This is a genomic window from Morganella sp. Je.2.23, from assembly GCF_051129855.1.
GTDB lineage: Bacteria > Pseudomonadota > Gammaproteobacteria > Enterobacterales > Enterobacteriaceae > Morganella > Morganella sibonii.
In genome coordinates this window covers 1,800,419-1,825,294 of sequence record NZ_JBCPSQ010000001.1, presented here as the reverse complement: position 1 = coordinate 1,825,294, position 24,876 = coordinate 1,800,419, and the positions used below count along the sequence as shown (strand labels likewise).

The following is a 24,876-nucleotide window of genomic DNA, read 5'->3' as shown; positions in this document are numbered from 1 at the left end:
TAAGGTGAAAAGAAAGTGACCGGCAAAATAGTAGCATCTCCTTGGTACAAAGAGGTAGTGTAATTATACTGGGGGGGAGTATACTGCGGTCATGCTTTCTTCATTATGAAAACAGGGAATACACGTCATGACTGATTTTTCCGCTCTGTTACAGCAGGGTAATGCCTGGCTTTTTATTCCCGGCGCGATTGCGCTGGGCGCGTTGCACGGCCTGGAGCCGGGGCACTCAAAAACCATGATGGCTGCTTTTATTATTGCGGTAAAAGGGACGGTCAGACAGGCAGTGATGCTCGGCCTGGCAGCGACGTTATCACATACGCTGATTGTCTGGCTGATTGCTCTCGGCGGGATGTATATCAGTACCCGCTTTACACCGGAAGCGGTAGAGCCGTGGCTGCAGATGGTATCGGCGGTGATTATTCTGGCAACGGCATTCTGGATGTTTATGCGGACATATCGTGGTGAAAAAAACTGGCTGACGGAAATACAGCAGGAAAATCATACGCATCATCACGATCACGACCACGGTCACGACCACGGTCACGTCCATCACGATCACGACCATCACCACGACAACCATCATGATGATGAATATCAGGATGCTCATGCCAGAGCGCATGCCCGTGAAATCAAAACCCGTTTTACCGGCGGTAAAGCCACAAACAGTCAGGTTTTGCTGTTCGGGTTGACCGGAGGGTTAATTCCGTGCCCGGCGGCGATTACGGTTCTGCTGATTTGTCTTCAGCTGAAAGCTTTTACCCTGGGGGCAACTATGGTGCTCAGTTTCAGTATCGGACTGGCACTGACACTGGTTACTGTCGGTGTGGTGACTGCCGTGGGTTTACGCCAGGTCAGCCGCCGCTGGCAGGGGCTGGGCGATATTGCCAAAAAAGCACCGTATTTCTCAGCGGCGCTGATTGCACTGGTCGGGCTTTACATGGGGATTCACGGCTATATGGGGCTGGCAGAGTGATGTCATTACTGTGCTGTATTTTGAGATAAATAAAAAAGAGCTTGCCGGATAACAAAATATATGGCTTAATATCGGCATTGGTTTGGAAGTACAGACCTATTTATGTCAGTCCGATTTTAAGTTGTTCTCCGTCAAGCGTTATCCAAGATACCACTTCATAGCGAATTCCTTCTGATAGTTCCCATAAGTAAAAACGTAATCAAACCGCTTATATGCCCTACGGCAACAAAATTTATTAAAGGAAATTCAATATGTCTGCAACAATTACTGGTACCGTAAAATGGTTTAACGATGATAAAGGTTTTGGCTTTATCACTCCTGCTGACGGCAGCAAAGACGTGTTTGTTCACTTCTCTGCAATCCAGAGCGACAACTTCAAATCTCTGGCAGAAGGCCAGCAGGTTTCTTTCACCATCGAAAATGGTATGAAAGGCCCGGCTGCGGCTAACGTGGTTGCACTGTAATCACTGCTGCTCAGGCACAGATTTTAAAAACCTCACTCCGGTGAGGTTTTTTTATGTCCGGAAAACAGACAGTGGCGGAAATAAGGAAATTATGAATATAATTTGCTCATAATTTAAGGGGTAATTTATGTCTCAAAATATTTATGATAATCCGGATTTTTTTGCCGGTTATGCCACGCTGCCACGTTCAGCAGAAGGGCTGAATGGTGCACCTGAATGGGCTGCTATGCAGGAATTGCTGCCGTCACTGACCGGAAAATCGGTTATCGACCTGGGCTGCGGGTATGGCTGGTTCTGCCGCTGGGCAAGAGCACAGGGAGCAGCCAGGGTAACCGGTTTTGATCTGTCAGAGAAAATGCTGGCCAAAGCGGCGTCGATGACCTCTGATTCGGAGATTACCTACCTGCGGGCTGATCTTGAGACATTATCATTACCTGCCACACAAAGTGATGTGATTTACAGCTCTTTGGCGCTGCATTATGTGCACGATATCCCGGCACTTTTTGCCACGCTGTATCAGGCTCTGGTCCCGGGCGGTAATCTGGTTTTCTCCGCAGAACACCCGATTTACACAGCTCCCGTTATTCAAAACTGGTGTACTGACAGTGCCGGTAATAAAGCCTGGCCGGTCAATCAGTATCAGCAGGAAGGCGTCAGGCTCAGCAACTGGTTTGCTGACGGGGTGGAAAAACAGCACCGGAAATTATCCACCTGGATAAATATGCTGATTGCCGCCGGATTTGAAATCCGCGGGATAAATGAGTGGGGACCATCAGCAGAACAAATTGCCGCCAATCCGGCACTGGATGAAGAAAAAGAACGGCCGATGATCTTTCTGCTTAGTGCCCGCAAGCCGGAATAACGGCGGACGGGCAGGTCAGTGCCGGATTTTACAGTTTTAACTTGTGCTTTCTTATCAGCATAAACAGACCGGCAACTGCCGCGAGGATAAGGAACCAGGCGAGGTAAGTATGCAGCGGCAGGGCAAGGATTGCGGCGCTGACAAAATATCCGGCAGACACAATAACACTTCCCCATATTGCCCCGCCGAAAATATTCAGTACAAAAAATTTCAGCGGGTTAATACCGGCGGCACCGATAATTACGGGGCCGATCGTTCTTAATCCGTAAGCAAAACGGACTCCGATAATGACCAGGTTTTCGCGGCGGTGAATAATTTGTTGCAGGCGGGCTATTTTGTCCGCGTGTTTATGAATACGGGGCAGTATCCGGTTTCCGGCAAAATAACCGATTATGAACAGAAGATTGTCACTGATAATCCCGCCCAGTGCGGCTGCCAGCATCACTTTCGGGTAGGATAATAACTGATGGTGTGCTGCGATACCGGATAAAAATGCGGCGGTTTCCCCTTCGATCATTGTACCGAAAAAGGTTGCCCAATAGCCGTATTCTGAAATCCAGTGCGACAGCAATGTATCCATCAGCGGTCCCGTTTAAAATAAACCGGCGGAAATATTAATGCATAATCCCAATATCGCCATATTAAAAATAAAGGAGACAATGGATTGCATTAACACAGCACGGCGCATCGGTGAAGAGGCAATTTCCACATCTGCTGTTTGTGAAGCGACAGCAATCGTAAATGAAAAATACATAAAATCAGAGTAGCCCGGTTCAGCGGGTTTGTCCGGAAATAATAACCACGGGGTATCCTGCTGCGGATTATTGTAATAAAGATGTGCGTAGTGCATGGTAAATCCGGCCGGCAATAACAGCCATGAAGAAACTAATGTGGATGCCGTCAAAATATACTGAACGGCTTTATCATTGCCGGTCAGATTACCGTGTCCGCCGAGAGCAAAAAATAGCACCAGTAAACTGACGCAACACCCGGCAAGCAGGAAAAACATCACCATACGGGCACTTTCATCCTCAATTTTGGTCAGTTTACGGATATCTTTTACTTTTTTATTGATGATCCGTTCAAAGAGAAATAACAGATATATCCAGGAAAATGCATTCCAGCTGAGGATCAGGCACATCAGTGCACTTTGCATGGGTAACAGTGCAAAAAATGTCACAAATGCGACCAGCAGGGAGATAATAAAACGCGGACGCGAGTGAAAAGCATGACGAAAAATATGAGTAATGCGAATACCGTAGCGCAACATATTAGTACCCTGTTTAGTATGATGACGAGTTATTATACCAAATATCCGGCAGCAGGGGCGGTATCACTTTTTCAGATGTGTGCTTTTTATATACTGATTATCCCTATAATTTAAAGTGTCTTTCCATGAGCATAACATTTCTTATTGTCATGTTTTTTGTTGCCGTGGCTGCCGGATTTATCAATGTGGTGTCCGGCGGCGGTGGTTTTCTTTCTATTACGGCGCTTCTGATCTCCGGGTTACCCCCTGCTAACGCGTTGGCAACAAATAAGATGCAGGCATTGGGCAGTTCATTAACATCCGGAATTTATTTTTTACGTCAGGGGCGGATTGATCTGAAAAATAATAAATGGGTATTTATTACCACTTTTTTTGGTGCCGCAGCGGGAACAATTTTTGTGCAGTTTATTGATCCGACTTTTCTGAAAAAATTACTGCCGGGATTAATTATCGGGGTCACGCTGTACTTTATTTTTGCCCCTGATATCACTAAATCCAAAGAAAAACAGCGTGTTTCCTTTTTCATGTTTTCATTTATCTGCGGCGGCGGTGTCGGGTTTTATGACGGATTTTTAGGAGCTGGTGCCGGGACATTCTATACCATCAGTTATATGCTGCTGTTAGGATACAGGATCGATAAAGCACAGATTCACTCTAATTTTCTGAACCTGGCCTCCAATACCTCATCCGTTATCTTTTTTATCGCCGGGGGTAAAATGATGTGGTCGCTGGGATTGCTGATGTTTGCCGGACAGGCTATCGGGGCGCGGCTGGGAGCCGGGGTTGTGCTGAGTTCCGGACTGAAAGTGATAAAACCGATGATTATTCTGGTTTCTGCCGGGATCAGTACCAAAATGTTATTTGATATGTATTTTTAACAGGGACAGGACAATGATGGATAATGTCATTATCAAAGCAGGGATGTTATTTTTTTCTCTCTTTCTTTTCAGTTCTGCACAGGCAGATACAGCAACAACAGGTAAAAAAACGGCCGGAGAATACGATGCACTTCAGGCGATGATCATTAAAAATGAAAGTCAGCTGCTGCCGATCCGGTTTGATGTTTATACTCTTCTGACAGAAGTCACCCGTGAGAATAACGTGATTATTCTTAATTATCAGGTTACCGGTCTGCCGCCGGAATTGTTCAGAGAAGAGCAGGCGATAAATAAAATGCAGGGCATCCTGACAGGAAAATATTGTCAGGATTCAGCGATCATGCGGTTATGGCAGCTGGCATTTCCCGCCGGGCTGCAGCATAACTATTTTTCGGACGGAACCCGGGTTATGCAGATAAATATCAAACCATCAGATTGCCGGGCGTAAATTTGTCCGGTTGTTTTTCTGTATCACTGTAAAATTTAATAATCATTTTGCGGTTATAGCGGGGCGGTGCAGGCGGACATCTTATTTTCCGCAGCACCCGTATGGCATCCCGTGCGGTACATTTATCATCACAGGTGTTTTGGGTTATTTTTACCGGATAGGCTCTTCCGGCCGTATCTGTCCGGTAAATAAGATGAATTTCACCGTCGCCGGGTTGCCCGGCAATATCTTCAGGGGTTAACTGACCGCTGTATTTGCACTGCCCGATCGCGGTAATATCAATTTTCGCCTGTGCGGCAGACATGGTTATTAAAAGAAAAAGCAGGGTATATCGCAGCAAAATGATCTCCGCAGAGTAGAGCGTCAGTGTCAGTTACGGAATATATTGCCACAATCGGCTTTTTTATCCATTGATACCCCGGTAAGCATCATAATGACAGCTCAGACCAAAGGCGTGGTCTGCGCAGGCATTGTGTTCTATACTGCGCGCTGTAACAACTCAGAAGATAATTGATTAAGCAGGTGGTAATGGCGATGAACGGAACAATCACAACGTGGTTTGAAGATAAGGGTTTTGGGTTTATCAAAGATGAAAACGGTGATAACCGTTATTTTCATGTGGTTAAGGTCGCCAATCCTGACCTGATTAAGAAAAATGCCGCCGTGACATTTGAGCCCACTACCAATAACAAAGGGCTGTCAGCCTATGCGGTAAAAGTGGTACCGGAAAGTAAATACATTTTCATTGCCGGAGAGCGTATTAAGCTGACAGCCATTAAATCTTTCGTGGTCTACAGCGAAGAAGAAGCAAATACCGGGATTGATAAAGATAATGTGGTGCTGTCTGTCGGAATACTGATGAACAGTATCAGACCAAAATCCGACGCTCCGGCTGAAACACGCACACTGAAAAAACTGGCGATAACCACACAACACGGAACCACACTGATTTTTTCAGAAGATGAAATAGATATTGATGAAACGGTGAAGATGCTTAAGGTGTGATTGTCTGCAGATGACAGGTACAAAAAAACCAACCGCAGCAGGTTGGTTTTCTTAAACCGGCTAAAGCCGAAATCCAAACAGACCGCTCCGGCGGTTTTTTTGTACCCGGAGCTCAGATATCAGCAATCAATTTTATAAAACTCTGTAAACGTCACTTATGAGTAGTGCTGATAGAAATTTATATAAGTTTTACACGTTTCCGCTTTATACACATGAAGAAAGAATGATGATAATAGTGTATCTGCAAAACTATCCTTCTTAATAATAGTCAACTTCCGGGCTGGCAGGATTTTTCTTATTTTAAATAACCGGATGAAACGCTACAATTTTAGGAGCCATTTTTTTTGTTTATCTTGTTTGTATCTGATTTTTAAATAAAAATCCGCTCATAAATGATATCGGTGAGTCGACTTATTTAATCAATAAATTTATTGTTAAGATTGTGTTTTATAAAGGGATTTATATGAAAAGCAAAATATTGCTGCTGACCATAATTACATTATTATCGGGATGCAAAATAAATGACGCTATTCGCTCAGTTAATAGTGCTGTAAACCAAATATCCCCTTCGGTGGATTCAACAGTAATTAAAACTACTTATTCAGAAGTATGTAAGGACTTTGATGATAATGAAATATCAGCGAAGCAAAAATGGAGAGGGAAGTGGGTCATCTTCGAAGGAAAGGTGAATACTATCACAAGTTTAGAAGAGGTAGTCAGATATGATCTCTATAAACCAACCCCGCCTAAAGTGGTCGCTATTAAATTTAATAATAAAGATGCTGCCTCATATACGTTAAAACCAAGTGAAGAAAAGAATGTTCTTAAAATTAAAAAAGGACAAACTGCAAAAATAAAAGGTGAGATTACGGATATCACCGATGCACTTGGTTGCCTGATTCTCTTGGATAATGGAACAATTCAGTAGTTAGCAGTGTAAGTTAATGCTGTCCATATACAGAGAGTGAAGAAAGGGAAAAGGTCAGAAGATAAAAAAAGCCCGGTAATCAACCGGGCAAATAAATTAATGCAATAAAGTAGTACTAGGTGGCAGGTAATATATTCGATATGAGTTAAATGAATCCTGAACAGAACGTCACTAATAGCGGTGAATAATACTTTTGCAGGCATTTTTAATGCAAATATTAAAATAAAGAAAAATTAAGCTATTGATTTTTTACTTTACCAATAATCCTACCCTGTACTATTCAGTACAGGGTTTTCGCTATCCGTGACGGCAGCTCTGCATCATACGCATCACCATCGAATTCGTCACGGCTGATGGATTTGAGAATCTGCCCCGGTGGCGGAATTTTTCCCTTTTCTGCCGGATATTTACTCTGCCACAATCCGGAGCGGATCAGGGCACGTCCGCACTGAAAAAAGACCCGTTCCACACGGATACGCAGTACCGAACGTGGCAGTACACCGTTTACACTGAATTGTGCCAGAATCTCTGAATCAATGATAATTTCCGCTGTACCGTTGATACGCAGGGTTTCGTTTACTTCTGGTATCAGAAGTAGTAATGCAATCTGATTGTTTTCCAGCAGGTTACGCATACTGTCAATACGGTTATTTCCGCGCCGGTCTGGTAACAACAGTGTATGCTCATCTTCAATCACTAAAAATCCCGGTGCATCCCCCCGGGGGGAAACATCCATCCCATCGGAGCCGCAGGTAGCAACTGCCAGAAATGGTGAGGATTCAATATAAGGCCGGTACAGAGGGTGAATATAATTCACTTCTTTCAATAAAGAGGCTTCTGCCGGTTTACCGTAAAGTGCTTCAAGCTCTTCTGTGTTTTTGATTTTGTTCGTCATACCGCTATCTCCGGTTTAATGCTGACCGTGTTTACTTTAAGCCGGCTGACTAATCAAATAATGAAGATTACATTAATTCGGATCATACCTCTTGTCCGCTTTTCGCTCATAGCGGACCAGGAAGCGACAGCGGGTACAAGATGAAGCGCGAAATATTGTCACCGGCATACACGACAAATTTCAGTCAGTTGCCGGTGGTGAAGGGGTGAAACAGCAGTGGTATTTAGTCGCCTGTTTTACCCCTGAGTTACCCCTGGATTACCCCTCATTAAATTACAGACACAAAAAAACCAACCATAAATGGTTGGTTTTCTTATAAAAATACTGGTCGGCATGACAGGATTTGAACCTGCGACCCCCGACACCCCATGACGGTGCGCTACCAGGCTGCGCTACATGCCGAATGATGTCTATACTACTGTTTTCTTTGATTAAAGCAAGACAGAGCTGTTCGGTTGTGCTTTTTTTATCCTGCCGTTAATGGGTATCGATAAAGCGCTTTTGCTCTGTCAGAACCTGCAGCAATTCAGCCATATCCGGCTTGGCGTTACGGATTTTTTCATCATCCTCACCAAAGCGCTGATATTTGCCCTGGGATGTCAGCAGCGATGCTGAGTCCGGTTTGATAATCACCAGATTGCTGTTATCCCCGGTAAATATCCAGGGCTTACGTCGTACAGCAGTGAAGAGGTCATCTCCCTGTGTGTATTCTCCCGGCGGATTGCTGACGTGCAGCAGGCGCTGCATCAGGGTTGCCATAATATCCGGATGTGCGGTCAGTTTACTGATGGTTTGTGGCGGTGTATCCGGCCAGTGGACGATCAGCGGAACGCGCAACTGGTCACGGTTAAATTTGCCGTCAGTAACCCAGTTATCCTGCAGTTTTTCCATGCTGTCACCGGCACCGGCGGTGATGATGACCACTGTTTTATTCCACTCTCCGCGGGCCCGGATATCCTGAATCAGTGTGCCCAGGGTATTATCAATCTCTGCCATATCCGGGGCGTAATGACTGCCCGGCAACGGTGTACTGAGGTTAATCAGTGCAAACCACGGCTGATCTTTGCGGGTTTGCTTCAGCCAGAGTGACCAGTTTGCCGCCACATCCGCAGAGGCAGTCATTGTCACGCGGTTGTCCTGCCCGCTGCGCAGCGGCGGCAGGCTGTAATCCGCCAGCAGTGCATGGCGGAAGAGCGGGGAGGCAAAGTTTTCGGTTGAGAAGAATCCTGACTGGTAATTCTGCGCACTCAGCGCAGACATCAGTGCAGACGGGATACGTCCGTTCAGGATGCCGTCATAATAGGTACCGGAAATGCCGTAATAGAGCCCGAATTGTGCCCGTTCCGGATTGATTTCGCTGCTGTAGTGCTGTGTAAATTGTGTGCTTTCCTGTGCAAACCGGCTGAGGTTCGGCATCGTGTTATCGATATCCTCCCTGCTCAGTGAGGTGAGGGTGATAAGCAGTAAATTGTAGCCGCTGCCGTTGTCTGCATAGGTCAGTTTGTTGATCGGGTATTCCACGCCCTGCGCGGTCGGGTCGCCGTGCAGCAACAGTTGCTGTTCATAACTGGTGCTGTCGAGCAGGCCGTGACGCTCCAGGAATTTACGCGCCGTCATCGGATAAGATACCGGCAGGTTATAGCGCTGCATGGTGACCGGACGATAGAAATTAGCATCCGCCCAGATATACATAATATGGGAGGTAATAAAGGCGGTGATAAAGACCACTGCGACGGGTTTACCGAATTTTTGCCGGTTGAGGCTGCGCAGTTTCTGCCAGCTCCAGGTACCGAACAACATCTCGATCAGGAAAATAACCGGGATCGCAATAAAGATAAACTGCCAGCGCCGTGCCATTTCCCCCTGCTCCGGGTTGACGACAAGATCCCAGACAACCGGGTTTAAATGCAGGCGGAACTGCTCATAAATACCGATATCAAACAGCAGCAGTGTCAGCCCGGCTGTACCGAGTGCGGCGGATAAAAAGCGCAGCAGCCGTTGTGACATCACCACAAACGTGAGCGGAAACACAATCAGCAGATACAGGGCGAAGGCCAGGAAACTGAAATGTCCCAGCCAGCTGGTGATGGCGTAAATACGGCCAATCAGAGTGTCCGGCCAGTCAGAAATAAACAGGTAACGGCTGCTGAGTGCGAGACTCAGCAGAATATTAAACAGGGTGAACCAGTGCCCCCAGCTTATCATCTGGGAGACTTTGTCACCGTATTTCGGACGATACGTTACCATAGAGTTTCGTCGTCAGCCGGAATGCGGTCAGTGCGCTTTATCTTCACTGACGGAAGATTGCAGGGCGCGGGCGAAGGATTCAGCAATATTCGCGCGTTGTGACGGCGCAACACTGGTATTGATGAGATTGGTCACCATATTTCCTAACACCATAAGAGAAAGGTCGGTCGGTGTCCGGTTTTTTTCCAGCACACTGACCAGCTCAGCCAGTAACTTTTCAACGTGTTCATCACTGTAGCGGGATGATTGCGGCATAAACGTAGATATCCTGATTGTACAAAGCTCTATATCATAACTGATGAGCGGCCGTATTTCTGCTTTTTGCGGAAAATTATTTCAATTATGGGTCCGGTTACGCAGGTAACCGGTCAATTTCAGTATGCGCGCCGCGGATTATCCTGTCTTGTCACATTCTCCTGTGAATGTGACTTGCGCACAGATTGCAACGATGTTTGAATACGCGCAAACGAGGCCGAAGGAGTGAAAGATGAGTCTGGATATCATTCAGATTGCGTTACATCAGCTGATTAAACGCGATGAACAGACACTGGAAGTGGTGCTGCGGGACACACCACTGGAAAAAACCGCCATTGTTGAGGAAATGATGGCTGAACTGCACCGGGTCTACAGCGCGAAAAGCAAAGCGTACGGTGTATTTAATGAAGAGAGCGAACTATCAGCGGCGCTGCGTCTGCAGCGGCAGGGGGAGGAAGAGTTTCATGCCTTTACCCGCGCGGCAACCGTACGCCTGAAGGATGAGCTGGCGAAATATCCGTTTGCCCAGGGCGGCGTGGTGTTATTTGCTCACTACCGTTATCTGGCGGTGGAATATCTGCTGGTGGCGGTACTCGACAACTGCCAGAGCATGCTGGTGAATGAGAGCCTGGAGCTCAACAGCACCCATTATCTGGATATCCCGCATGCGGATATTATTGCCCGCATTGATCTGACCGAATGGGAAACCAATCCGGAGTCCAGCCGTTACCTGACATTCCTTAAAGGTCGTGTCGGGCGTAAAGTGTCCGATTTCTTTATGGATTTTCTCGGTGCCGCTGAGGGCTTTAATGCCAAAATCCAGAACAAAGGATTGCTGCAGGCACTGGATGATTACTGCGAGGAAGCACAGGCGGATAAACAGGAGCGTCAGTCTTACCGCAAACAGGTGTTTGATTACTGCACAGAGCAGTTGCAGAGCGGTGAAGAGATTCAGCTGACCGAACTGTCCGCAGAACTGCCGCCGCTGGGTGAGCAGAGTTTTGCGCAGTTTACACAGGAAAAAGAGTACGGGCTGGAAGACTCTTTCCCGGCTGATCGCAGTACATTGCGTCAGCTGACAAAATTTGCCGGCAGTGGCGGCGGGCTGACCATTAATTTTGATGCGATGTTGCTGGGTGAGCGGATTTTCTGGGATGCGGCCACGGATACCCTGACCATTAAAGGAACTCCGCCGAATCTGCGGGATCAGTTACAGCGCCGTGGTAATAAAGGATAGTGAGAGCAGAAATAAATAACGCCGCAAAAGCGGCGTGTAAGTAGTGACTTATCTGCATGAAACAAAAGGATTTGTTTCTGGCGATGTCCACATCGCGACCACATTCGGCATTATAGCGATCAAAGCCCCGGTGTCCGGGGCTTACTTGTTTTGATATTTTCCGTGTGATGATTTTGTTAGATTTGGCTAAATCTCACGTTTCACACTCTATATGCTGTGTATGAATAATATTTATCCATTTCATGAGGTAATAACGGTGAGTGAATTATTTGTATTAGCTCAGATTTAACCTGACACAGCTACGGCACAGATCTAAATCTAATCTGACAGGCAGCTCTGTGCCAAAAGCAGACGTTTTGGCACTGCAAAAACATCTTGTCCGCATCAGGGCATCGCCACCGCTTTTAGACGGATTAATCCGTGTTTGTAGCAGATGCAAATACCAGACGAACCTATAGCCTCTTGTCAGTTATAAAAAGGCGGTGTAGTGTTCTGCACATTAAATTAAAAGAGGTGGAAAAGTCCGTGCTTAAATATGGATCTTTTTGCCGAATAAGTATTACACGTTTTAAGGAGAGAGAGTGCAAAACCCAGGAGAAGAAATTGTAGGAGAGTATCTGAAATATTTTCTGGGCTGTGACTTCATTGAGTACAACCTATATACTCCAGACGTTCAGGGCGAAATTGATGTTGTTGGCATAAATCCTAAAAATAAAATTGTTTATATCTGCGAGGTCGCTACCCATTTAGTTACGGGTCTTCAGTACGTCAAAGATTGCCAGTCTGACAACGTGAATCGCTTTACCAAAAAGTTCCGAAAAAACATTCAATATGCAAACAAGTATTTCGAGGGCTATGAAAAGCATTTTATGCTTTGGTCACCCATAGTCAAAAACCAAGGTGTGGGTGCAAAGAATAACCAAACGAGAGATATTGAAGAAATTCAGCAGAATTTACGTACAGAATTTGGTGTTGAACTTGAACCAATCATAAACCGAGCGTATTTCAACTGCTTATCACAGCTTAGAGAGTATGCCGCCAAAGAAACAAAGGAGTTAAAATCTCCTATTCTTCGGCTTATGCAGATTGAGGAAAAATTGGCTAAACATGTATCTAGGCTCAACGTGTAACAAGGCCATAAAATTCGCTCCCTACGGTCGCCCGGACGCTTGCAAGCTAAGCTCGCGTCGTTAGTTGCTCAAAGCAGACTGCCAGATTTGATTGTGTGCTGACTATGAAAACTGTCAGCTCAAGTCTGAGCTGGTACAAATTAACAACAGCCCCGGAATCCGGGGCTTTGTTTTATTAAAAACTGAGCGATACCTGCTTATTATCCCCGGGATGCGGAATAGCCGCTTTAATGAGATTAGGCTTTGTAATGAACCGCGAAAGAGTTTCATGACTGACGAACGTTGCACCACAATTAATATTTGTGCACTGGTTATAGCGTTCTTTTGTCTCAGTGGTGACATCACGGGAACTGCGAGTGCGGGCAAGTTCGCCGCAAAGAGGACATTTCATCATGATTGACTTACCTTTTATCATCATGTTGATATTGTGATAATTATAGCAACCACTGATGATTTAAGCAGTATTATTTTGCGTTTTTATCCGTCACCCATTTCAACATCAGAGATTTTCACTTCAAATTCCAGCGCAGATGTAAATCCGCTGTCATTCAGGGAGTGCGACACTTTCGTCAGTATCCATTCTGCGCCGTCAATTTCCGGCTTAAATCCCTGAACTTTAACCGGCATTTCCGGGTAGATATCCGCCCGGCCTTTTGCCAACTGGAGAGACAGCGATGCAACGCCGCGCTGCATTTTTTCCCAGGCGGCTTTCGCTGCCCGTTCAGCATTATTTTTGTTCGCGTAAGTGTGAGAAAGCGTCAGCACATTCCCCTCGTTACCGACCAGATAATCCCCCTGCGGCTCATCCGGCTTTTTGATTTTCTCCGGGCTTTTCTTTTTGGTCTTCCGCTTGCGTTTAACTTTTACTTCGTCTTTTTTCTTTGGCTTGCGGGTGTTCAGCCATGAGGCAATAACGCCGGTATATGCGCCACGGTCGGCCAGTGAAAACCGGTAGCCGTCACCGACGGACCGCGTGATCAGCAGCGGCGGGATCGGTTTGCCGGATGCGGTTTTTCCGCTGCCCTGCGGCATAAACAGCAGCTGACCGTTTTTTATGGCCGCGACAGCGCCCTCCTGTTTGCCGAGCCGCGCCAGAAAGGAACCGTCTGATTCGTTGGTTTGGTCGATATGAGCGATTTTAATCTCAGCGAGTTTCTTTTCGATCACCGGCTCCACGTTATTCCGCTTTGCAATAGTGGTGATGATGTCACCCAGTGTCTTTTCGTGATAGGACACCTCGCGCTTGGCGTTCAGTGACGAACGGAAATCGGCACTGCGGCCGCGTATGGTCAGCTTGTCAGGCGGGCCGCTGTGCTCTATTTCATCAACGGTAAATTTACCCTTGAAAATCAGCGGTTCATTCTTCCAGCCTAAGTGCAGTGATAACACCTCACCGCGCTTTGGCAGCATCATTTTGCCGTCGGCATCATCGATCTCGATGTCCAGCTGGTCGGCCTCAAATCCGCGGTTGTCCGTCAGTGACAGTGAGATCAGCCGCCCCTGAATCCGCTCATTGATGTTGACGGACCCGGCGGAAAGAGAATATGCCGGGGCGCACTCGGTACCGGTGAGGAAAAAATCCGTCATGATAATAACCCTGTAATGCTGTCAGAAATTTTATTACCCATGCTGCTGATGGTGTCAGTCAGTGAGTCAAGCTGTGCGCTGATATCACCGAACATCTCAGACAGCGATTCATCAACGCGGGTGAGCTTGATGGTAAAATCTATCTTTCTGGTTGCACTGTCGTGGAAAAATTCACTTTTATTTTTGCTGATGGACTCAATAACATACATCCCGTAAATGGTTCCCTCGCCGCCGATAAACGACCAGGCTTTTCCGCTATCGGCCATGGCTTCCAGCGCCATCATGGAAAACTTACCGCCGCTGATTTCCGGGCAGAGTGTGCCGGACAGGGTAATCGGATCATTGGATAGCCCCAAAAATTGCCAGGACGGACGCTTTCCGACCCGGCTGTTATACGCAAACCGGTATTGTTTTTCTTCCTGCATCCCCTGAAACGGCACGGTTCGCAGCTCAAACACGAACAGGCCGAGTGCAGCCATCGCCATAATTAAAACTCCTCTGTGTCACTGTACCCGCTGCGGCGGCTGGCCTGCTGTCGGCGGGCGTGCGCATCCAGCTGGCGGGCAACCTCGCGGGCGATATCCTGTGCGGAATGCGCCGGTGTCGGGTAGATGTTGATGATCGGTGCGGCGTTCTGCTGTGACGAATACGCGCTGCTGACAGAACCGCCGGCGGTTTGTGCCGGTACCGCCGCTATCGGCTGTGAAAGGGTGCTCAGTGCCAGCATTGCCAGTGCTGCCGTATTTTTCCGGCCGGTCACATTTGCCGGGCCGTCCACCACTTCCGGCCCGTTCTCACCAACAATACCCCACTGACCGCGCGGAATACGTCCGCCGGAATCATAGGCCCCGGCAAATTTTTTGTCCGGGATCGTCCAGTTGGCATTACGGATGCCGCCGGACATGGTGGCTTTCTGCGTGGCGTCCACGGCGTTAACAAATTTCGGGTCTTTTTTGGCTTCGATTAACCAGTCCGGCGTGAGGGCATCTTTTGCCATCTGTTTAAGTTCGCCGAACTTATTTTTTAACTCCGTCCATTTTTCGTTAATACCGTTGATAACGCTGTCTATCATGTCAGATGCGGCCTGCTTCATGGTGGCCGGGAGGTTCTGAATATCCGTGATGATTTGATCCCACTTGGTTTTGATGGTGGTTTTCACTGTTTCCCACAGATCAGACATGTATTTCTTGATGCCGTCCCAGTTTTTATAAATCAGTCCGACAAGAGTGTAGTTCAGGAAATAGTTTTTTATTCCCTCCCATGCTCTGCTGATGATGCTGCCTATCCATTTCCATGCGGCATCACAGGCACTGACAATATCCGCCCACAGTTTCTTAAAGAACGCGGCGACAGAGTCCCAGTTTTTATATATTGCGTAGGCGATACCGGCGATCACGGCGGCGGCAAGAAACAGCGGGTTCGTCAGCAGGGCTTTCCCGATACTGAATAAGGCCAGCCCGACGGCTTTCAGCCCTTTAGCCAGCAGGCCAAACGCACCGGCACCCTTGATACCGAGAACCGACATACTGAGTTTCAGCATCGCGACCGGCCCGAGCATCGCGGCCAGCATCAGAACAATCGCGCCGCCCACGGCGAGGATCACGCCCAGCGCCAGGGCGATTTTCGTCAGTGTGTTCGCCAGCTCCGGATTGCGTTTCGCCCAGTCCCCGACCTTACTGATAATATCGGTAATGGATTTCGCGATATCGCGCAGCGGGCTGTCAACACCGCCGAATATCTGGATACCGACATCTTCCCATGCTGAGGCGAGGTTTTTTAAATCACCGTCAAGGTTATCGGTCATGGTATCGGCCACTTTCTGAGCTTCACCTTTGGCCGCTTTGACTTCGGCGATCATTTTTTGCAGCTCGCCGCTGCCTGCCTGGTCTGTCAGCACCGACAGGGCAGAGAATGCCTCTTCTCCGGCGATGTGCTTAAAGTACCCCGCACGCTGCGCAGTACCCATTTTCTTTGTTTTTTTATCCAGTTCGGTGAGGATTTCCGGCAGTTCCCTCAGGTTGCCTTTGGCGTCACGGGTTTTGATGCCGAGTTCTTTCAGCGCATCAGCGGCCTGTTTCGGCGGTTCAGCCAGACGGCCGAGAATAGATCGCAGACTGGTCCCGGCCATACTGCCCTGAATACCGGCATCGCCCAGCTTACCGGCGGCTACAGCGGCGGTTTCCAAATCAACGCCCAGCCCGGACGCGACCGGCGCGACATATTTCATCGTGTCGCCCAGCATATTCAGGTTGGTGTTTGACCGGGTAAAGGTGGCAACGAGCGTATCACTGACGCGGTTCATTTCGTCAGAGTTCAGCTTAAAGCCGGTCAGGATGTTTGACCCGATATCGGCTGTGGTGGCAAGGTCGATATCACCGGCAAGGGACATCGACAGGGTGCCTTTCATGGCGTTCTGTATCTGCTCCGGCTTAAACCCGGCCATGGCATAGAATGATTGCCCCTGTGCCACTTCGTTTGCCGTGAATGCCGTGGTCGCCCCCAGTTGCCGCGCCTGTTCACGCAGCGCTTTATACTCTTCCGAGTTTTTATTCAGCCGTGTTAATGCCTGCACTTTTGACATGCCGGTTTCAAACTCATAGCCCGGCGCCATAAATTTCTTCCCGGCATATAACGCCGCGCCGCCGGTCGCCATCGCTGTCGCGCCGGTACCGGCCATTTTATTCCGGACATCCATTGTTTTCTGATAGCTGCCCTTGGCCGCTGCCATCCGGCGCTCCTGTTCGGCGCTGCGGCGCAACTGCTGTTCCTGCCGTTGCAGTTGCTGAGTGGTGCGGGCAATGTCGCTGTTCAGGCGGCGCTGAGCCTGTCCGAGTTGGGTTGTCGAGATGCCGTTAGCCTGTAAGGCCGAGCGCTGTTGCTGGGTGGATCGCTGGAGTTGTTCAAACCGGTTTTTCAGTTGACCGGCTTCACGCTGCGCGCGCTTGAGTGCTTCGGCCTGTTGCCGGGTCGGATTGCCGGAGGCGTTCATTTCGCGGGCGAGGGCGGCGGCACGTTGTGTTGCCGCCTGATAGGCCTGCTGGGTCTCGGTGAGTTGCTGCTTTGTTTTACGGAAGCCGTCAATTTGTCCGGCCTGACGGTTCAGGTCTTTCAGTGCATCGCGGGACTGGCGGACAGCGCCCGCCAGTCGTTTGTTGGATTCCTGCGCACTGCGGAACGGCCGGGTTAATTTATCGACGGCATTTAACACGACCTGTAAACGGAGGTTTCTGCTCATTCACTGTTACCGCTGCGTTTGTAAGCGTGATAACGCCATTCAATTAATTCTGTCAGACTCATTTCCGCCGTGTCAGCGGGTGTCCAGTGGAAAATGGCGGCAATATCTGCCACCAAATCATCGACCGTTAATCGTTCCGGTAATCGGCCTGCATCGACTTCGGCAGCAAAAAATTAACCACCTCAATCGACATATTGAGCAGGTCACCCGGCGTCATCGCACCAATTTCCGGCTTCGTCAGTGCAGGATCAGTGATACGCGGCAACACTTCTGTCATGGAGATGACATCCATTTCCATCAGTACCTGTAAACGCACCCCACGCAAAGCGCCTGATTTCGGCTTGCGGATAGTGACACTGGTTATCTCGGTATCACCGCGTTTGATGGGTTCATCCAGTTCAACAACCGCCGATGTTTTATTAACGTATTCAGTCATTTATATTTTTCCTGTTACAGCCCGATAGCGGCACGTTGTTCTGACAGACGGTCTTTTCCGTCCACTTTTTCAATCATGTTGATAACATCAATCTCAATGAGATCAGCACCGTTCCAGACCAGCCGGTAATAGGTCGGCTTAAAGCTGAATTTCACCTGGGTGTTATCGCCCTGTTTGGCACTGCCCGGGTCGATTTCAGATAAGCGACCGCGCACGACCACCTCACAAGCGATGGTCTCACCGGTATCGTCACGCTGATAGGCCCCGGCAAATCGCAACGGCACACCGTCAATTTCGGCAATGCCCCACTGTTTATAGAGTTGTGCTTCCATACCCCCGAGGGTCATTTCCATCCCCAGCGCATCATCTTCAAGCCCTAAATCAACGTGGGCAGCACCGTTCATGCCGCCTGCACGGTAGGCTTCGAGTTTGCGGGTCAGTTTCGGCAGGGTGATTTCTTCGGCTTTCCCCTGCCAGTTGTCGCCGTTGAAAAACAGGTTCATGTTTTTCAGTTTATGCGGTAAGGCCATGATTACCCCTTAATCTTTGATGCAAAGTCCATCAGGTATCTGTCTGTGATACGCTGACGCAGTTTGATATTTTCAGCCGGTGGTACCGGTGTGTAGTCATAATCAATCGCTAACTGCCCGTCTTTCAGCTCTTCTTTACTGTTGGCATCCGGATCAAACCAGCACTCACCGCCGAGCAGATAACCCTGAGTCGTCAGGCTGCGCATTTTGGCGTTGATACCGTCGATCATGTCTTTGACCAGTGTCGGGGTCATCGGCTTATCAACCGCCCATATATGCGCCTCTGCCATGGTATCGGCCAGTACCTGCGCGGTACGGGTGTAGTTTTCAAAGGCAAACAGCGGATCATCAGAACAGGTGCGGGAACCCCAGAAACGAAAACCGTCTTCACGGATCAGTGTGGTGATGTCGTTTTCATTCAGCAGACCGGCATCAGTTGCCGGGTCCTGCAACTCCCACGATACATCTGCGGAAATACCGGTTACACCATTTACCCCGATGTTTGACAGTGTTTTGTGCCAGCCGATTTCTTCGTCAATTTTTGCACGCAGTCCCAGCGCCCGCGCTGTTGCGTAAGCAGTGGCCTCTGCATTTTTGACGGAATCCCACGACAGATAATCAGGGTAAATCAGCATCAGTTCACGCTGGCTGAAGTTTTTGCGGTAGTCCAGTACTTCCGGGATGGTCTGGCAGCCGTAGGCGCTGGCATAGGCAAATGCCCGCAGCGTCTGTGCAATCGTGACCAGTTTTGAGGTTACTGCCTGCGTGTCATGTCCGGGAACACCGATAATGCGGGGTTTAACGCCGGTATGTGCTTTTGCGACAAGCAGCGCCTGCATACCGGTTTTGCGCCCGTCGTCAGTGGTGCCGCCGATAATATTTGATGTGGTTTCGGCTTCGCTTTCACCCTGTTCGACACGGACAACAACTGTTACCGGTTTTGTCTGGTCGCTGATTGCCTGGAGGGAGTGCGCCAGCGTTCCGGTATCCCCGGCCTTGCCGAGTGCGGAACGGATATCCGTCACCAGAACGGGTTTGTTCAGCGGGAATTGTTTTGCATCCGCATCGTCAGCGGTACAGACCATGCCGACAATTGCCGTACTGACCGTGCGGATAGGGCGTGTGCCGTCATTAATTTCAATGACCCGCACGCCGTGATGATAATCTTGTGCCATAGAAAGAAGCTCCTCTTTTTGGTGCTTTCTATGGTGTTATTGATATGGCGCGGTGTCGTGCTGTTGGTGTTGTAGGAGAAGGTTGTACAACAAAGCATTCTTTCTTTATTAAATAGCGATAGTCAGTTAATGTTCTTTAGATATATTCAATAGAATAGGTATTTTAATATGATAACAAGAATTTTTTTTCCCGTAGGACAAGGTGCATTTTATGCGGAAAAACATGAAAAATTTAATATGGTTTATGACTGTGGAAATAGATGGAAAACAAAAAACTCTCAAGAAGTTGTCAGGCAAAGCTTCACAAAAGACGATATAATTAACATATTATTTGTATCACATTTGGATTATGATCATATCTCATTAATAAAAACACTAAAAGATACAGTGAAATCAATTGAACGTGTAGTGATGCCATTGCTAAGTAGTGAACAAAAAATATTAATTAGCGCTACTTATGGAATAGATGATGCTGATATTTATCATATGGTAAATGACCCTAAGGTATTTTTTGGTAATGAAACTAAATTCACATATATTGAACCATCAGGAGGAAAAGAATTTAACCCAGACGAGAATCCAATATTATATGATGATTTATCTGAGCGTATAGCTAGTGGGACAAAAATTAAAATGGGGTACAATAGTGCTAACTATAACTGGTGTTTTATTCCATTTAATATTGAAAATAAAACAAGAAGTAAAGAATTAGAATGTAAATTAAAAAAAGCAGGTTTAAATGTCAGTGAGTTAAAAACAGACTCTCTTAGCACATTGCGTAAATTAATTGATACAAAAAGTAAGAATAAAATTAAAAAAATATATGAGTCTCTTAATGGTGATATAAATGAAAATTCATTAGTGATTTACTCCGGACCATATGATATTAGTAGGAAATATTCAATTTTTAATTATGATTTAGATCATGAAACATTGTTTAGATACCTTGTGTCTTGCGATCATTACATAGAATTCCCATGTGATAGAGTGGCTTGTGTTTTTACTGGTGACGTTGATTTAAATGAATTTGATATAACGAAAGTGTTTGGGAGTTATTGGAACGCAGTAGGAACTGTTCAGATTCCACATCATGGTTCTTTGCATAATTTTAATTCTGATTTCTTACAATCTAAAATAATGTACTGCCCTATTTCATTTGGAACTAATAATACTTATGGACATCCATCCTATAATGTGATTGGTGAAATAATAAGCAAGATGTCATATGTTATAAAAGTAACCGAAAAAATGGATTCTGGATATGTGCAATATATTAATATATAAATTCAGGCTGTACTTTTAGTTACAAAGGGGCATACACCCCTTTTTATGTTACTGCGGCTTAACCGGCCAATCGATATCAGGCGCGAGGGATGTGTCTACGGCTTCCAGCAGATCCAGATAATCCAGCCAGGCGTTCAACAGCGCCCTTTCATCATTTTTAATGCGGCCAAGTGCGAGTTTTGTTTGTAGCATCTGAGTTTCGGCGTTGACCTCCGCAATCAATGCCTGTTTTTTCGCTTCAGCCTGCTTCATATGCTGTTCTTTTGTCAGCGGCGGATTGGCGATTTTATCCGCCTCTTTCTCACTGATGGGGTGCCAATCCTCCGGTATTTCAGATTCCCATGTATCTTTATTCATCGGCATAATATCAATGCACCGGGCTTTACCATCACTATCTTTAAAATAACGTTGCGCTATGACTTCTGTGTACATTATCGTAGCTCCGACCATGAGTTAATATTTAACTTTGATTCTGCCGCTGGCACAGTCAAATAGTATGATGATCCGGCTGGTATAGGCGCTGATACGGTTGCGTATGTATACCGGCCATTTTCCCCGAGCACCTGCACTTGAAATGTACCTACCGGCACGTCTTCAGCATACATTTTCATTGATACCAACCCTGCTACGCCATCTGATGCCAGGCAAACAGAAACGTAAATGCCTTTCCCGGTATTATTTTTATATACCGTGTCCAGCTTTCTCTGTGATGTCATGCCGTACCATTTTTGCCCTACACAAAATACCGTACTTGCTAACGGGTAATCCCCTGCTGGCTGATAATTTCCTTTTGGTTGAAACTTTTCCGGTAAACCAAGGTTTTTGATAAAGGTATCTTTGTTCGGGATATCTGCGCCGTTCTGGTCTTTGGCAAGTTTGCTGTTTACTTCTGTTTTTGTGGCATAGTCGCCGGTTGGCTGCTTACCTGACAGACCGTTATTTAATTCCGTCCTGGTTGCGTAGTCGCCTGTCGGCTGTTTACCCGATAACCCTGAACTTAACTCAGTTTTAGTGGCGTAAATTTTTGCAGATTTAGCCTCTGATTCCTGAATTGCTGCCGCAACACTTTTTGTCACATACTCCCGCGTTGCCAGCACCACGGACGGATCCACTTTCAGGGTGATAGCCTGGGTACTGCTGACCATCAGCACCATCTGAATAACCTGTGTCCGGCCTGACCCTTCCTGTAAATTCGGTTTGTAGGTCTCCGGGGCGTTGCCGACCGCGATCAGACCGCCGTTATCATCAAACAGCCCGATTTCACGGATAAACCAACCGCCTTCATTTTCAGGGATCACCTGTTCGGCAATGATGAAATTCGGGTTTTTCTCGTCAATCGATACCTGATTGACTGCCGCCCGGCGGGTTTCGCGGACTAACTTTGTTTGTGCCGGATCCGGAACCTGCAGCATACCGCCACCGTCACCGACCGCCATTGCGGAAATATTCATCTGTGTTCCCAGCGCGACAGCGTTCGCCAGCTGTGCCGCGCCGTAGTTCGTCAGGATAGCGAAATACTTTGCTGTCATGGGTTTACTCTCACTTTATCAATGGTTATCAGGGCTGCGCCAAAATAGTCCGCGCTTTCCACCCGGACAGTTTCCGGGATGTAGGGATAAACAGTCAGTGTGTCGCCGGTGTTGGTGGCGGCACCGCAGTAAAAATGTCCTGATGTGCTCAGGTTGATAGACAACCCCAGCAGGTGACGGCTGACGGGCTTTGCGTCGAATATCAGGCGTTCCAGCTCAAAATAGGTTTCTTCGGTAATACCGGTTTCCGACACGCCGACTGTCAGGCGGAATGTCCCGTTCCGGTCGCCGGTTTTCCACCACTCAGTGACGCTGATCAGATAGCCGAGCGGCTCCACGACACGCCGTAGCGCGCCGATGGTGCCTTTATGTTTGTGAACGAACATTGACGCTTTGATAACGTCCCGCTTTGTCCGCTCCGGCCAGTCTGCATCCCAGCGGTCAACCGACCACGCCCACGCCAGATACGGCAGCAGAGGAAGCGGACAGGTATCAGGATTGACCAGGGTTTTTAGCGGTACCGGAACGCGCTGTATTTCTGCGCACGCTTGTGCGGCGGCAAGTTCCAGCGGACTGGATCCAGTCGGCAGCAGGCGGCTACTCATCAGAACCCCCGACCGTTACCACAACATCAGTGCAGTAAGATGCCTGTGTGTCAGTGATCACGATGTCTTTTGCCGGGCTTTTCAGCTCAACACGCTGAACCCCCTCAACATGCAGGGCGGCGTAAATAGCTGACAGCCGGATATCACGCCCGATGCGGTGCTGCTCTTTCACATACCGCGCTATCCGTTCCCGGGCGGCGGCTTCTATCGGCTCTGATTCCGGTGTCGGGAACAGATAAAGCACCGCATCAATGGTGTAATTGATAATTTCCACGGATTTCACGGTCACGCGGTCAGCCACCGGGCGCACATTCTCATCATTCAGTGCCTTATCAACGAGGGTCAGCAGTTCAGCCGGTGCGGTACCGTCACCCTCGCGTGACAGCACGCTGACGGTCACACAGGCAGGTTCCGGACTGATGGCCGAAGCATCCGCTACCAGCCCGGAAGCGCTGCGTGCATGAAAAACATAAGCGCCGACCGGCCCGGCAACACTCATCCCCTCAAACGCCTGCGGAATACGCATCCGGAAATCAGCATCAGATTCATAAATGGCCGGCAGTGGCGGGATTACAGTGTCGTCAGCCTCCCGGATAACCAGCCGGGGAACGTTGTTGTTCGCGCCCAGCTGATCCAAATCTGCACCGTAGGCATAAGCCACCATACAGGCGCGGGCGGCTTCATTGACGCGCTGGCGCAGCAGTAATTCCCGGTAGGCATTTTCCTGTAACAGCTTGGTCAGCGGCTCGGATTCCAGTTGCAGCACACGGGCGACCGGCACTCGCAGTTCTTCCGGCAGAGAGGCCAGCAGTGCGGCTTTACGCTCAGTAAAAATCTGTTCGAAATCTAACGTTTCGATCACGTCTGGCGGCGGTAACTGGCTGATGTCGATGGTTGGCATGATTACCTCAGTGGCACGGAAAAGGAAAACGGCTGGCCGGTTCCGGCGTACACCCCGGACAGGTCGATCACAATGCTGCCCGGCTGCGGGGACGAAATCGTCAGTTGCTGGATCTGAATCCGCGGCTCCCAGCGCAGCAGGGCGGAATAGCAGGCAGACATCAGTTGCAGCCGCAGCGCTTTGTTGTCAGGCTGATCGGTCAGGCGGAACATCAGGGAGCCGTAAGTACGCCGGGCAATACGGGAGCCTACCGGCGTTGTCAGAATGTCGCGCACCGACTGGCGGAGATGCTCAATATCCGTGATACCGCTGCCGGTCAGGGCATTAAATCCGTAATATTTCATTGCGGACCATCCGTCCGGCTTCCGCCGCGTTCCACACCGCCGTGGTTGTGTCCATCAATCACCACGCCGTTTGAGGAGAATGTCCCGCCGGTGTGTTTAAAGCTGCCGGACATTTCACCGCCTTGCATCACGTTCAGCGTGGCACAGGTCAGGTTGTCAGAGCAGATAACCGTCGGGGTGATAAACCGGATATTTTCACTGGCATTCACAATCACGACCGGTGACGTGGCGGTAATACTGTCGGCGGCGTCGATCAGCGCGGTTTTGATGCCGGTCGCTTTCAGTGCGCCGGTCGCCGGTTCGTACTCGATCACCGCGCCGTCAGGATAGGTAACGTGGTTTGCTGTCAGTGAGGCGGTCGGCTCGTTATGTTCATCAGAAAAAAGCCCCGGCAGTACAACCGCCGTGGTCAGTTCGCCTCCGACAGACAGGATAACCACCTGTTCACCAACAGACGGCATCCAACTGCTGCGGGCAGTTCCGGCACGCAGTGTCACGACCGGCAACCAGTCTGTTTCCAGATCGCCGGTTTGCACACGACAGCCGCGACCGACCTTAACAGCGGTGACAACGCCGGTTCGGATAATATTTCTGATCAGGCGGAGGAGTTCCGCGATTTGGTTGTTTGCGCTCATGGGGACAGCCTGCCACCGAACCG

General features: G+C 48.5%; 31 protein-coding genes and 1 tRNA gene. 11 read left to right on the top strand and 21 right to left on the bottom strand.

The genetic code is table 11. The annotated features are described in order from the left end of the window. Positions 1-127 precede the first annotated feature (127 nt). The 3 genes from AAZR23_RS09060 to AAZR23_RS09050 all read left to right on the top strand — a co-directional run bounded on the left by AAZR23_RS09060 (position 128) and on the right by AAZR23_RS09050 (position 2,299). Entirely contained in the window at positions 128-973 is an 846-nt protein-coding gene (locus AAZR23_RS09060) for a nickel/cobalt efflux transporter (RefSeq protein WP_218426402.1), read from the top strand. Between the two features lie 251 nt (positions 974-1,224). Beyond that, complete coding sequence (cspE, locus tag AAZR23_RS09055; RefSeq protein ID WP_046894884.1) at positions 1,225-1,437, top strand: transcription antiterminator/RNA stability regulator CspE; 213 nt, start codon at positions 1,225-1,227, stop codon at positions 1,435-1,437. Positions 1,438-1,564: 127 nt separating this feature from the next. Beyond that, positions 1,565-2,299 (top strand): class I SAM-dependent methyltransferase, encoded by a 735-nt coding sequence (locus AAZR23_RS09050; protein WP_166708191.1) that lies wholly within the window; start codon positions 1,565-1,567, stop codon positions 2,297-2,299. A 28-nt stretch (positions 2,300-2,327) separates the two neighbouring features. Here the strand turns inward: AAZR23_RS09050 and AAZR23_RS09045 are convergent, their stop codons facing one another. After that, the gene (locus AAZR23_RS09045; protein WP_434691966.1) at positions 2,328-2,879 is read right to left on the bottom strand and encodes a DedA family protein; all 552 of its coding nucleotides are present in this window, start codon (positions 2,877-2,879) and stop codon (positions 2,328-2,330) included. Between the two features lie 12 nt (positions 2,880-2,891). Beyond that, positions 2,892-3,569 carry a DUF1345 domain-containing protein gene (locus AAZR23_RS09040; protein WP_166708189.1) on the bottom strand — a complete coding sequence of 226 codons (678 nt, stop codon included), beginning with the start codon at positions 3,567-3,569 and terminating at the stop codon, positions 2,892-2,894. A gap of 125 nt (positions 3,570-3,694) precedes the next feature. Between AAZR23_RS09040 and AAZR23_RS09035 the strand changes: the two genes are divergently transcribed. Together AAZR23_RS09035 and AAZR23_RS09030 are read left to right on the top strand one after the other, a co-directional pair. Beyond that, positions 3,695-4,447: a TSUP family transporter gene (locus tag AAZR23_RS09035; RefSeq protein ID WP_243846837.1), complete on the top strand. Its 753-nt coding sequence runs from the start codon at positions 3,695-3,697 to the stop codon at positions 4,445-4,447. A 13-nt stretch (positions 4,448-4,460) separates the two neighbouring features. After that, on the top strand, positions 4,461-4,895 hold the full coding sequence (locus AAZR23_RS09030) for a hypothetical protein (protein ID WP_434691963.1): 435 nt from the start codon (positions 4,461-4,463) through the stop codon (positions 4,893-4,895). On the opposite strand, the gene AAZR23_RS09025 is transcribed toward AAZR23_RS09030, so the two are convergent. Beyond that, positions 4,870-5,235 carry a hypothetical protein gene (locus tag AAZR23_RS09025; protein WP_434691960.1) on the bottom strand — a complete coding sequence of 122 codons (366 nt, stop codon included), beginning with the start codon at positions 5,233-5,235 and terminating at the stop codon, positions 4,870-4,872. The genes AAZR23_RS09030 and AAZR23_RS09025 overlap by 26 nt on opposite strands. A 188-nt stretch (positions 5,236-5,423) precedes the next feature. Here AAZR23_RS09025 and AAZR23_RS09020 point away from each other — a divergent pair, with 188 nt between their 5' ends. Both AAZR23_RS09020 and AAZR23_RS09015 read left to right on the top strand, forming a co-directional pair. Continuing rightward, positions 5,424-5,900, top strand: coding sequence for a cold-shock protein (locus AAZR23_RS09020; RefSeq protein ID WP_046894891.1), 477 nt, complete (start codon positions 5,424-5,426; stop codon positions 5,898-5,900). Between the two features lie 463 nt (positions 5,901-6,363). Continuing rightward, positions 6,364-6,828, top strand: coding sequence for an OB-fold protein (locus AAZR23_RS09015; protein WP_434691958.1), 465 nt, complete (start codon positions 6,364-6,366; stop codon positions 6,826-6,828). Between the two features lie 280 nt (positions 6,829-7,108). Here the strand turns inward: AAZR23_RS09015 and AAZR23_RS09010 are convergent, their stop codons facing one another. Then, complete coding sequence (locus tag AAZR23_RS09010) at positions 7,109-7,723, bottom strand: pyridoxamine 5'-phosphate oxidase family protein (protein ID WP_166708184.1); 615 nt, start codon at positions 7,721-7,723, stop codon at positions 7,109-7,111. A gap of 71 nt (positions 7,724-7,794) precedes the next feature. Here AAZR23_RS09010 and AAZR23_RS09005 point away from each other — a divergent pair, with 71 nt between their 5' ends. Next, a complete protein-coding gene (locus AAZR23_RS09005; protein ID WP_348770439.1) occupies positions 7,795-7,932 on the top strand; it encodes a DUF4113 domain-containing protein in 138 nt (45 codons plus the stop codon). Positions 7,933-8,048: 116 nt separating this feature from the next. Here the strand turns inward: AAZR23_RS09005 and AAZR23_RS09000 are convergent. The 3 genes from AAZR23_RS09000 to AAZR23_RS08990 all read right to left on the bottom strand — a co-directional run bounded on the left by AAZR23_RS09000 (position 8,049) and on the right by AAZR23_RS08990 (position 10,225). Continuing rightward, positions 8,049-8,125: transfer RNA gene (locus tag AAZR23_RS09000), tRNA-Pro, on the bottom strand. A 75-nt stretch (positions 8,126-8,200) separates the two neighbouring features. Beyond that, positions 8,201-9,970 (bottom strand): LPS biosynthesis-modulating metalloenzyme YejM, encoded by a 1,770-nt coding sequence (gene yejM, locus AAZR23_RS08995; protein ID WP_434691955.1) that lies wholly within the window; start codon positions 9,968-9,970, stop codon positions 8,201-8,203. A gap of 27 nt (positions 9,971-9,997) precedes the next feature. Further along, positions 9,998-10,225, bottom strand: a complete 228-nt coding sequence (locus AAZR23_RS08990; RefSeq protein WP_046894895.1) for a YejL family protein — start codon at positions 10,223-10,225, stop codon at positions 9,998-10,000. Between the two features lie 232 nt (positions 10,226-10,457). Between AAZR23_RS08990 and yejK the strand changes: the two genes are divergently transcribed. Both yejK and AAZR23_RS08980 read left to right on the top strand, forming a co-directional pair. After that, a complete protein-coding gene (gene yejK, locus AAZR23_RS08985; protein ID WP_025152633.1) occupies positions 10,458-11,462 on the top strand; it encodes a nucleoid-associated protein YejK in 1,005 nt (334 codons plus the stop codon). 581 nt (positions 11,463-12,043) lie between these two features. Then, positions 12,044-12,592 (top strand): hypothetical protein, encoded by a 549-nt coding sequence (locus AAZR23_RS08980; RefSeq protein WP_046025103.1) that lies wholly within the window; start codon positions 12,044-12,046, stop codon positions 12,590-12,592. A 175-nt stretch (positions 12,593-12,767) separates the two neighbouring features. On the opposite strand, the gene AAZR23_RS08975 is transcribed toward AAZR23_RS08980, so the two are convergent. The 8 genes from AAZR23_RS08975 to AAZR23_RS08940 all read right to left on the bottom strand — a co-directional run bounded on the left by AAZR23_RS08975 (position 12,768) and on the right by AAZR23_RS08940 (position 19,555). Beyond that, positions 12,768-12,986 (bottom strand): ogr/Delta-like zinc finger family protein, encoded by a 219-nt coding sequence (locus AAZR23_RS08975; RefSeq protein WP_275902671.1) that lies wholly within the window; start codon positions 12,984-12,986, stop codon positions 12,768-12,770. A gap of 83 nt (positions 12,987-13,069) precedes the next feature. Beyond that, a complete protein-coding gene (locus tag AAZR23_RS08970; RefSeq protein WP_275902670.1) occupies positions 13,070-14,179 on the bottom strand; it encodes a phage late control D family protein in 1,110 nt (369 codons plus the stop codon). Then, complete coding sequence (locus AAZR23_RS08965) at positions 14,176-14,658, bottom strand: phage tail protein (protein WP_275902676.1); 483 nt, start codon at positions 14,656-14,658, stop codon at positions 14,176-14,178. Before AAZR23_RS08965 ends, AAZR23_RS08970 begins: the two co-directional genes overlap by 4 nt. Positions 14,659-14,666: 8 nt before the next feature. Then, positions 14,667-17,414 (bottom strand): phage tail tape measure protein, encoded by a 2,748-nt coding sequence (locus AAZR23_RS08960; protein WP_275902669.1) that lies wholly within the window; start codon positions 17,412-17,414, stop codon positions 14,667-14,669. Further along, positions 17,411-17,527, bottom strand: coding sequence for a GpE family phage tail protein (locus AAZR23_RS08955; RefSeq protein WP_048822514.1), 117 nt, complete (start codon positions 17,525-17,527; stop codon positions 17,411-17,413). Before AAZR23_RS08955 ends, AAZR23_RS08960 begins: the two co-directional genes overlap by 4 nt. A gap of 14 nt (positions 17,528-17,541) precedes the next feature. After that, a complete protein-coding gene (locus AAZR23_RS08950) occupies positions 17,542-17,850 on the bottom strand; it encodes a phage tail assembly protein (RefSeq protein WP_275902668.1) in 309 nt (102 codons plus the stop codon). Positions 17,851-17,864: 14 nt separating this feature from the next. Beyond that, complete coding sequence (locus tag AAZR23_RS08945) at positions 17,865-18,380, bottom strand: phage major tail tube protein (RefSeq protein ID WP_275902667.1); 516 nt, start codon at positions 18,378-18,380, stop codon at positions 17,865-17,867. Between the two features lie 2 nt (positions 18,381-18,382). Beyond that, entirely contained in the window at positions 18,383-19,555 is a 1,173-nt protein-coding gene (locus AAZR23_RS08940; protein WP_275902666.1) for a phage tail sheath protein, read from the bottom strand. 168 nt (positions 19,556-19,723) lie between these two features. On the opposite strand from AAZR23_RS08940, the gene AAZR23_RS08935 reads away from it, so the two are divergent. Further along, the gene (locus tag AAZR23_RS08935; protein WP_275902665.1) at positions 19,724-20,839 is read left to right on the top strand and encodes a hypothetical protein; all 1,116 of its coding nucleotides are present in this window, start codon (positions 19,724-19,726) and stop codon (positions 20,837-20,839) included. Between the two features lie 48 nt (positions 20,840-20,887). Here AAZR23_RS08935 and AAZR23_RS08930 read toward each other — a convergent pair whose 3' ends face one another. The 6 genes from AAZR23_RS08930 to AAZR23_RS08905 are packed head-to-tail and all read right to left on the bottom strand — an operon-like array spanning position 20,888 to position 24,853. Then, on the bottom strand, positions 20,888-21,271 hold the full coding sequence (locus AAZR23_RS08930) for a tail fiber assembly protein (RefSeq protein WP_015422859.1): 384 nt from the start codon (positions 21,269-21,271) through the stop codon (positions 20,888-20,890). Next, positions 21,271-22,368: a phage tail protein gene (locus AAZR23_RS08925; protein ID WP_275902664.1), complete on the bottom strand. Its 1,098-nt coding sequence runs from the start codon at positions 22,366-22,368 to the stop codon at positions 21,271-21,273. The genes AAZR23_RS08930 and AAZR23_RS08925 overlap by 1 nt, the downstream gene beginning before the upstream one ends. Further along, positions 22,365-22,973 carry a phage tail protein I gene (locus AAZR23_RS08920; protein WP_275902663.1) on the bottom strand — a complete coding sequence of 203 codons (609 nt, stop codon included), beginning with the start codon at positions 22,971-22,973 and terminating at the stop codon, positions 22,365-22,367. The genes AAZR23_RS08925 and AAZR23_RS08920 overlap by 4 nt, the downstream gene beginning before the upstream one ends. Continuing rightward, complete coding sequence (locus AAZR23_RS08915) at positions 22,966-23,874, bottom strand: baseplate assembly protein (protein WP_275902662.1); 909 nt, start codon at positions 23,872-23,874, stop codon at positions 22,966-22,968. Before AAZR23_RS08915 ends, AAZR23_RS08920 begins: the two co-directional genes overlap by 8 nt. A 2-nt stretch (positions 23,875-23,876) precedes the next feature. Then, positions 23,877-24,218 carry a GPW/gp25 family protein gene (locus AAZR23_RS08910; RefSeq protein ID WP_101924425.1) on the bottom strand — a complete coding sequence of 114 codons (342 nt, stop codon included), beginning with the start codon at positions 24,216-24,218 and terminating at the stop codon, positions 23,877-23,879. After that, entirely contained in the window at positions 24,215-24,853 is a 639-nt protein-coding gene (locus tag AAZR23_RS08905; RefSeq protein WP_275902661.1) for a phage baseplate assembly protein V, read from the bottom strand. The genes AAZR23_RS08910 and AAZR23_RS08905 overlap by 4 nt, the downstream gene beginning before the upstream one ends. Between the last annotated feature and the right edge of the window lie 23 nt (positions 24,854-24,876).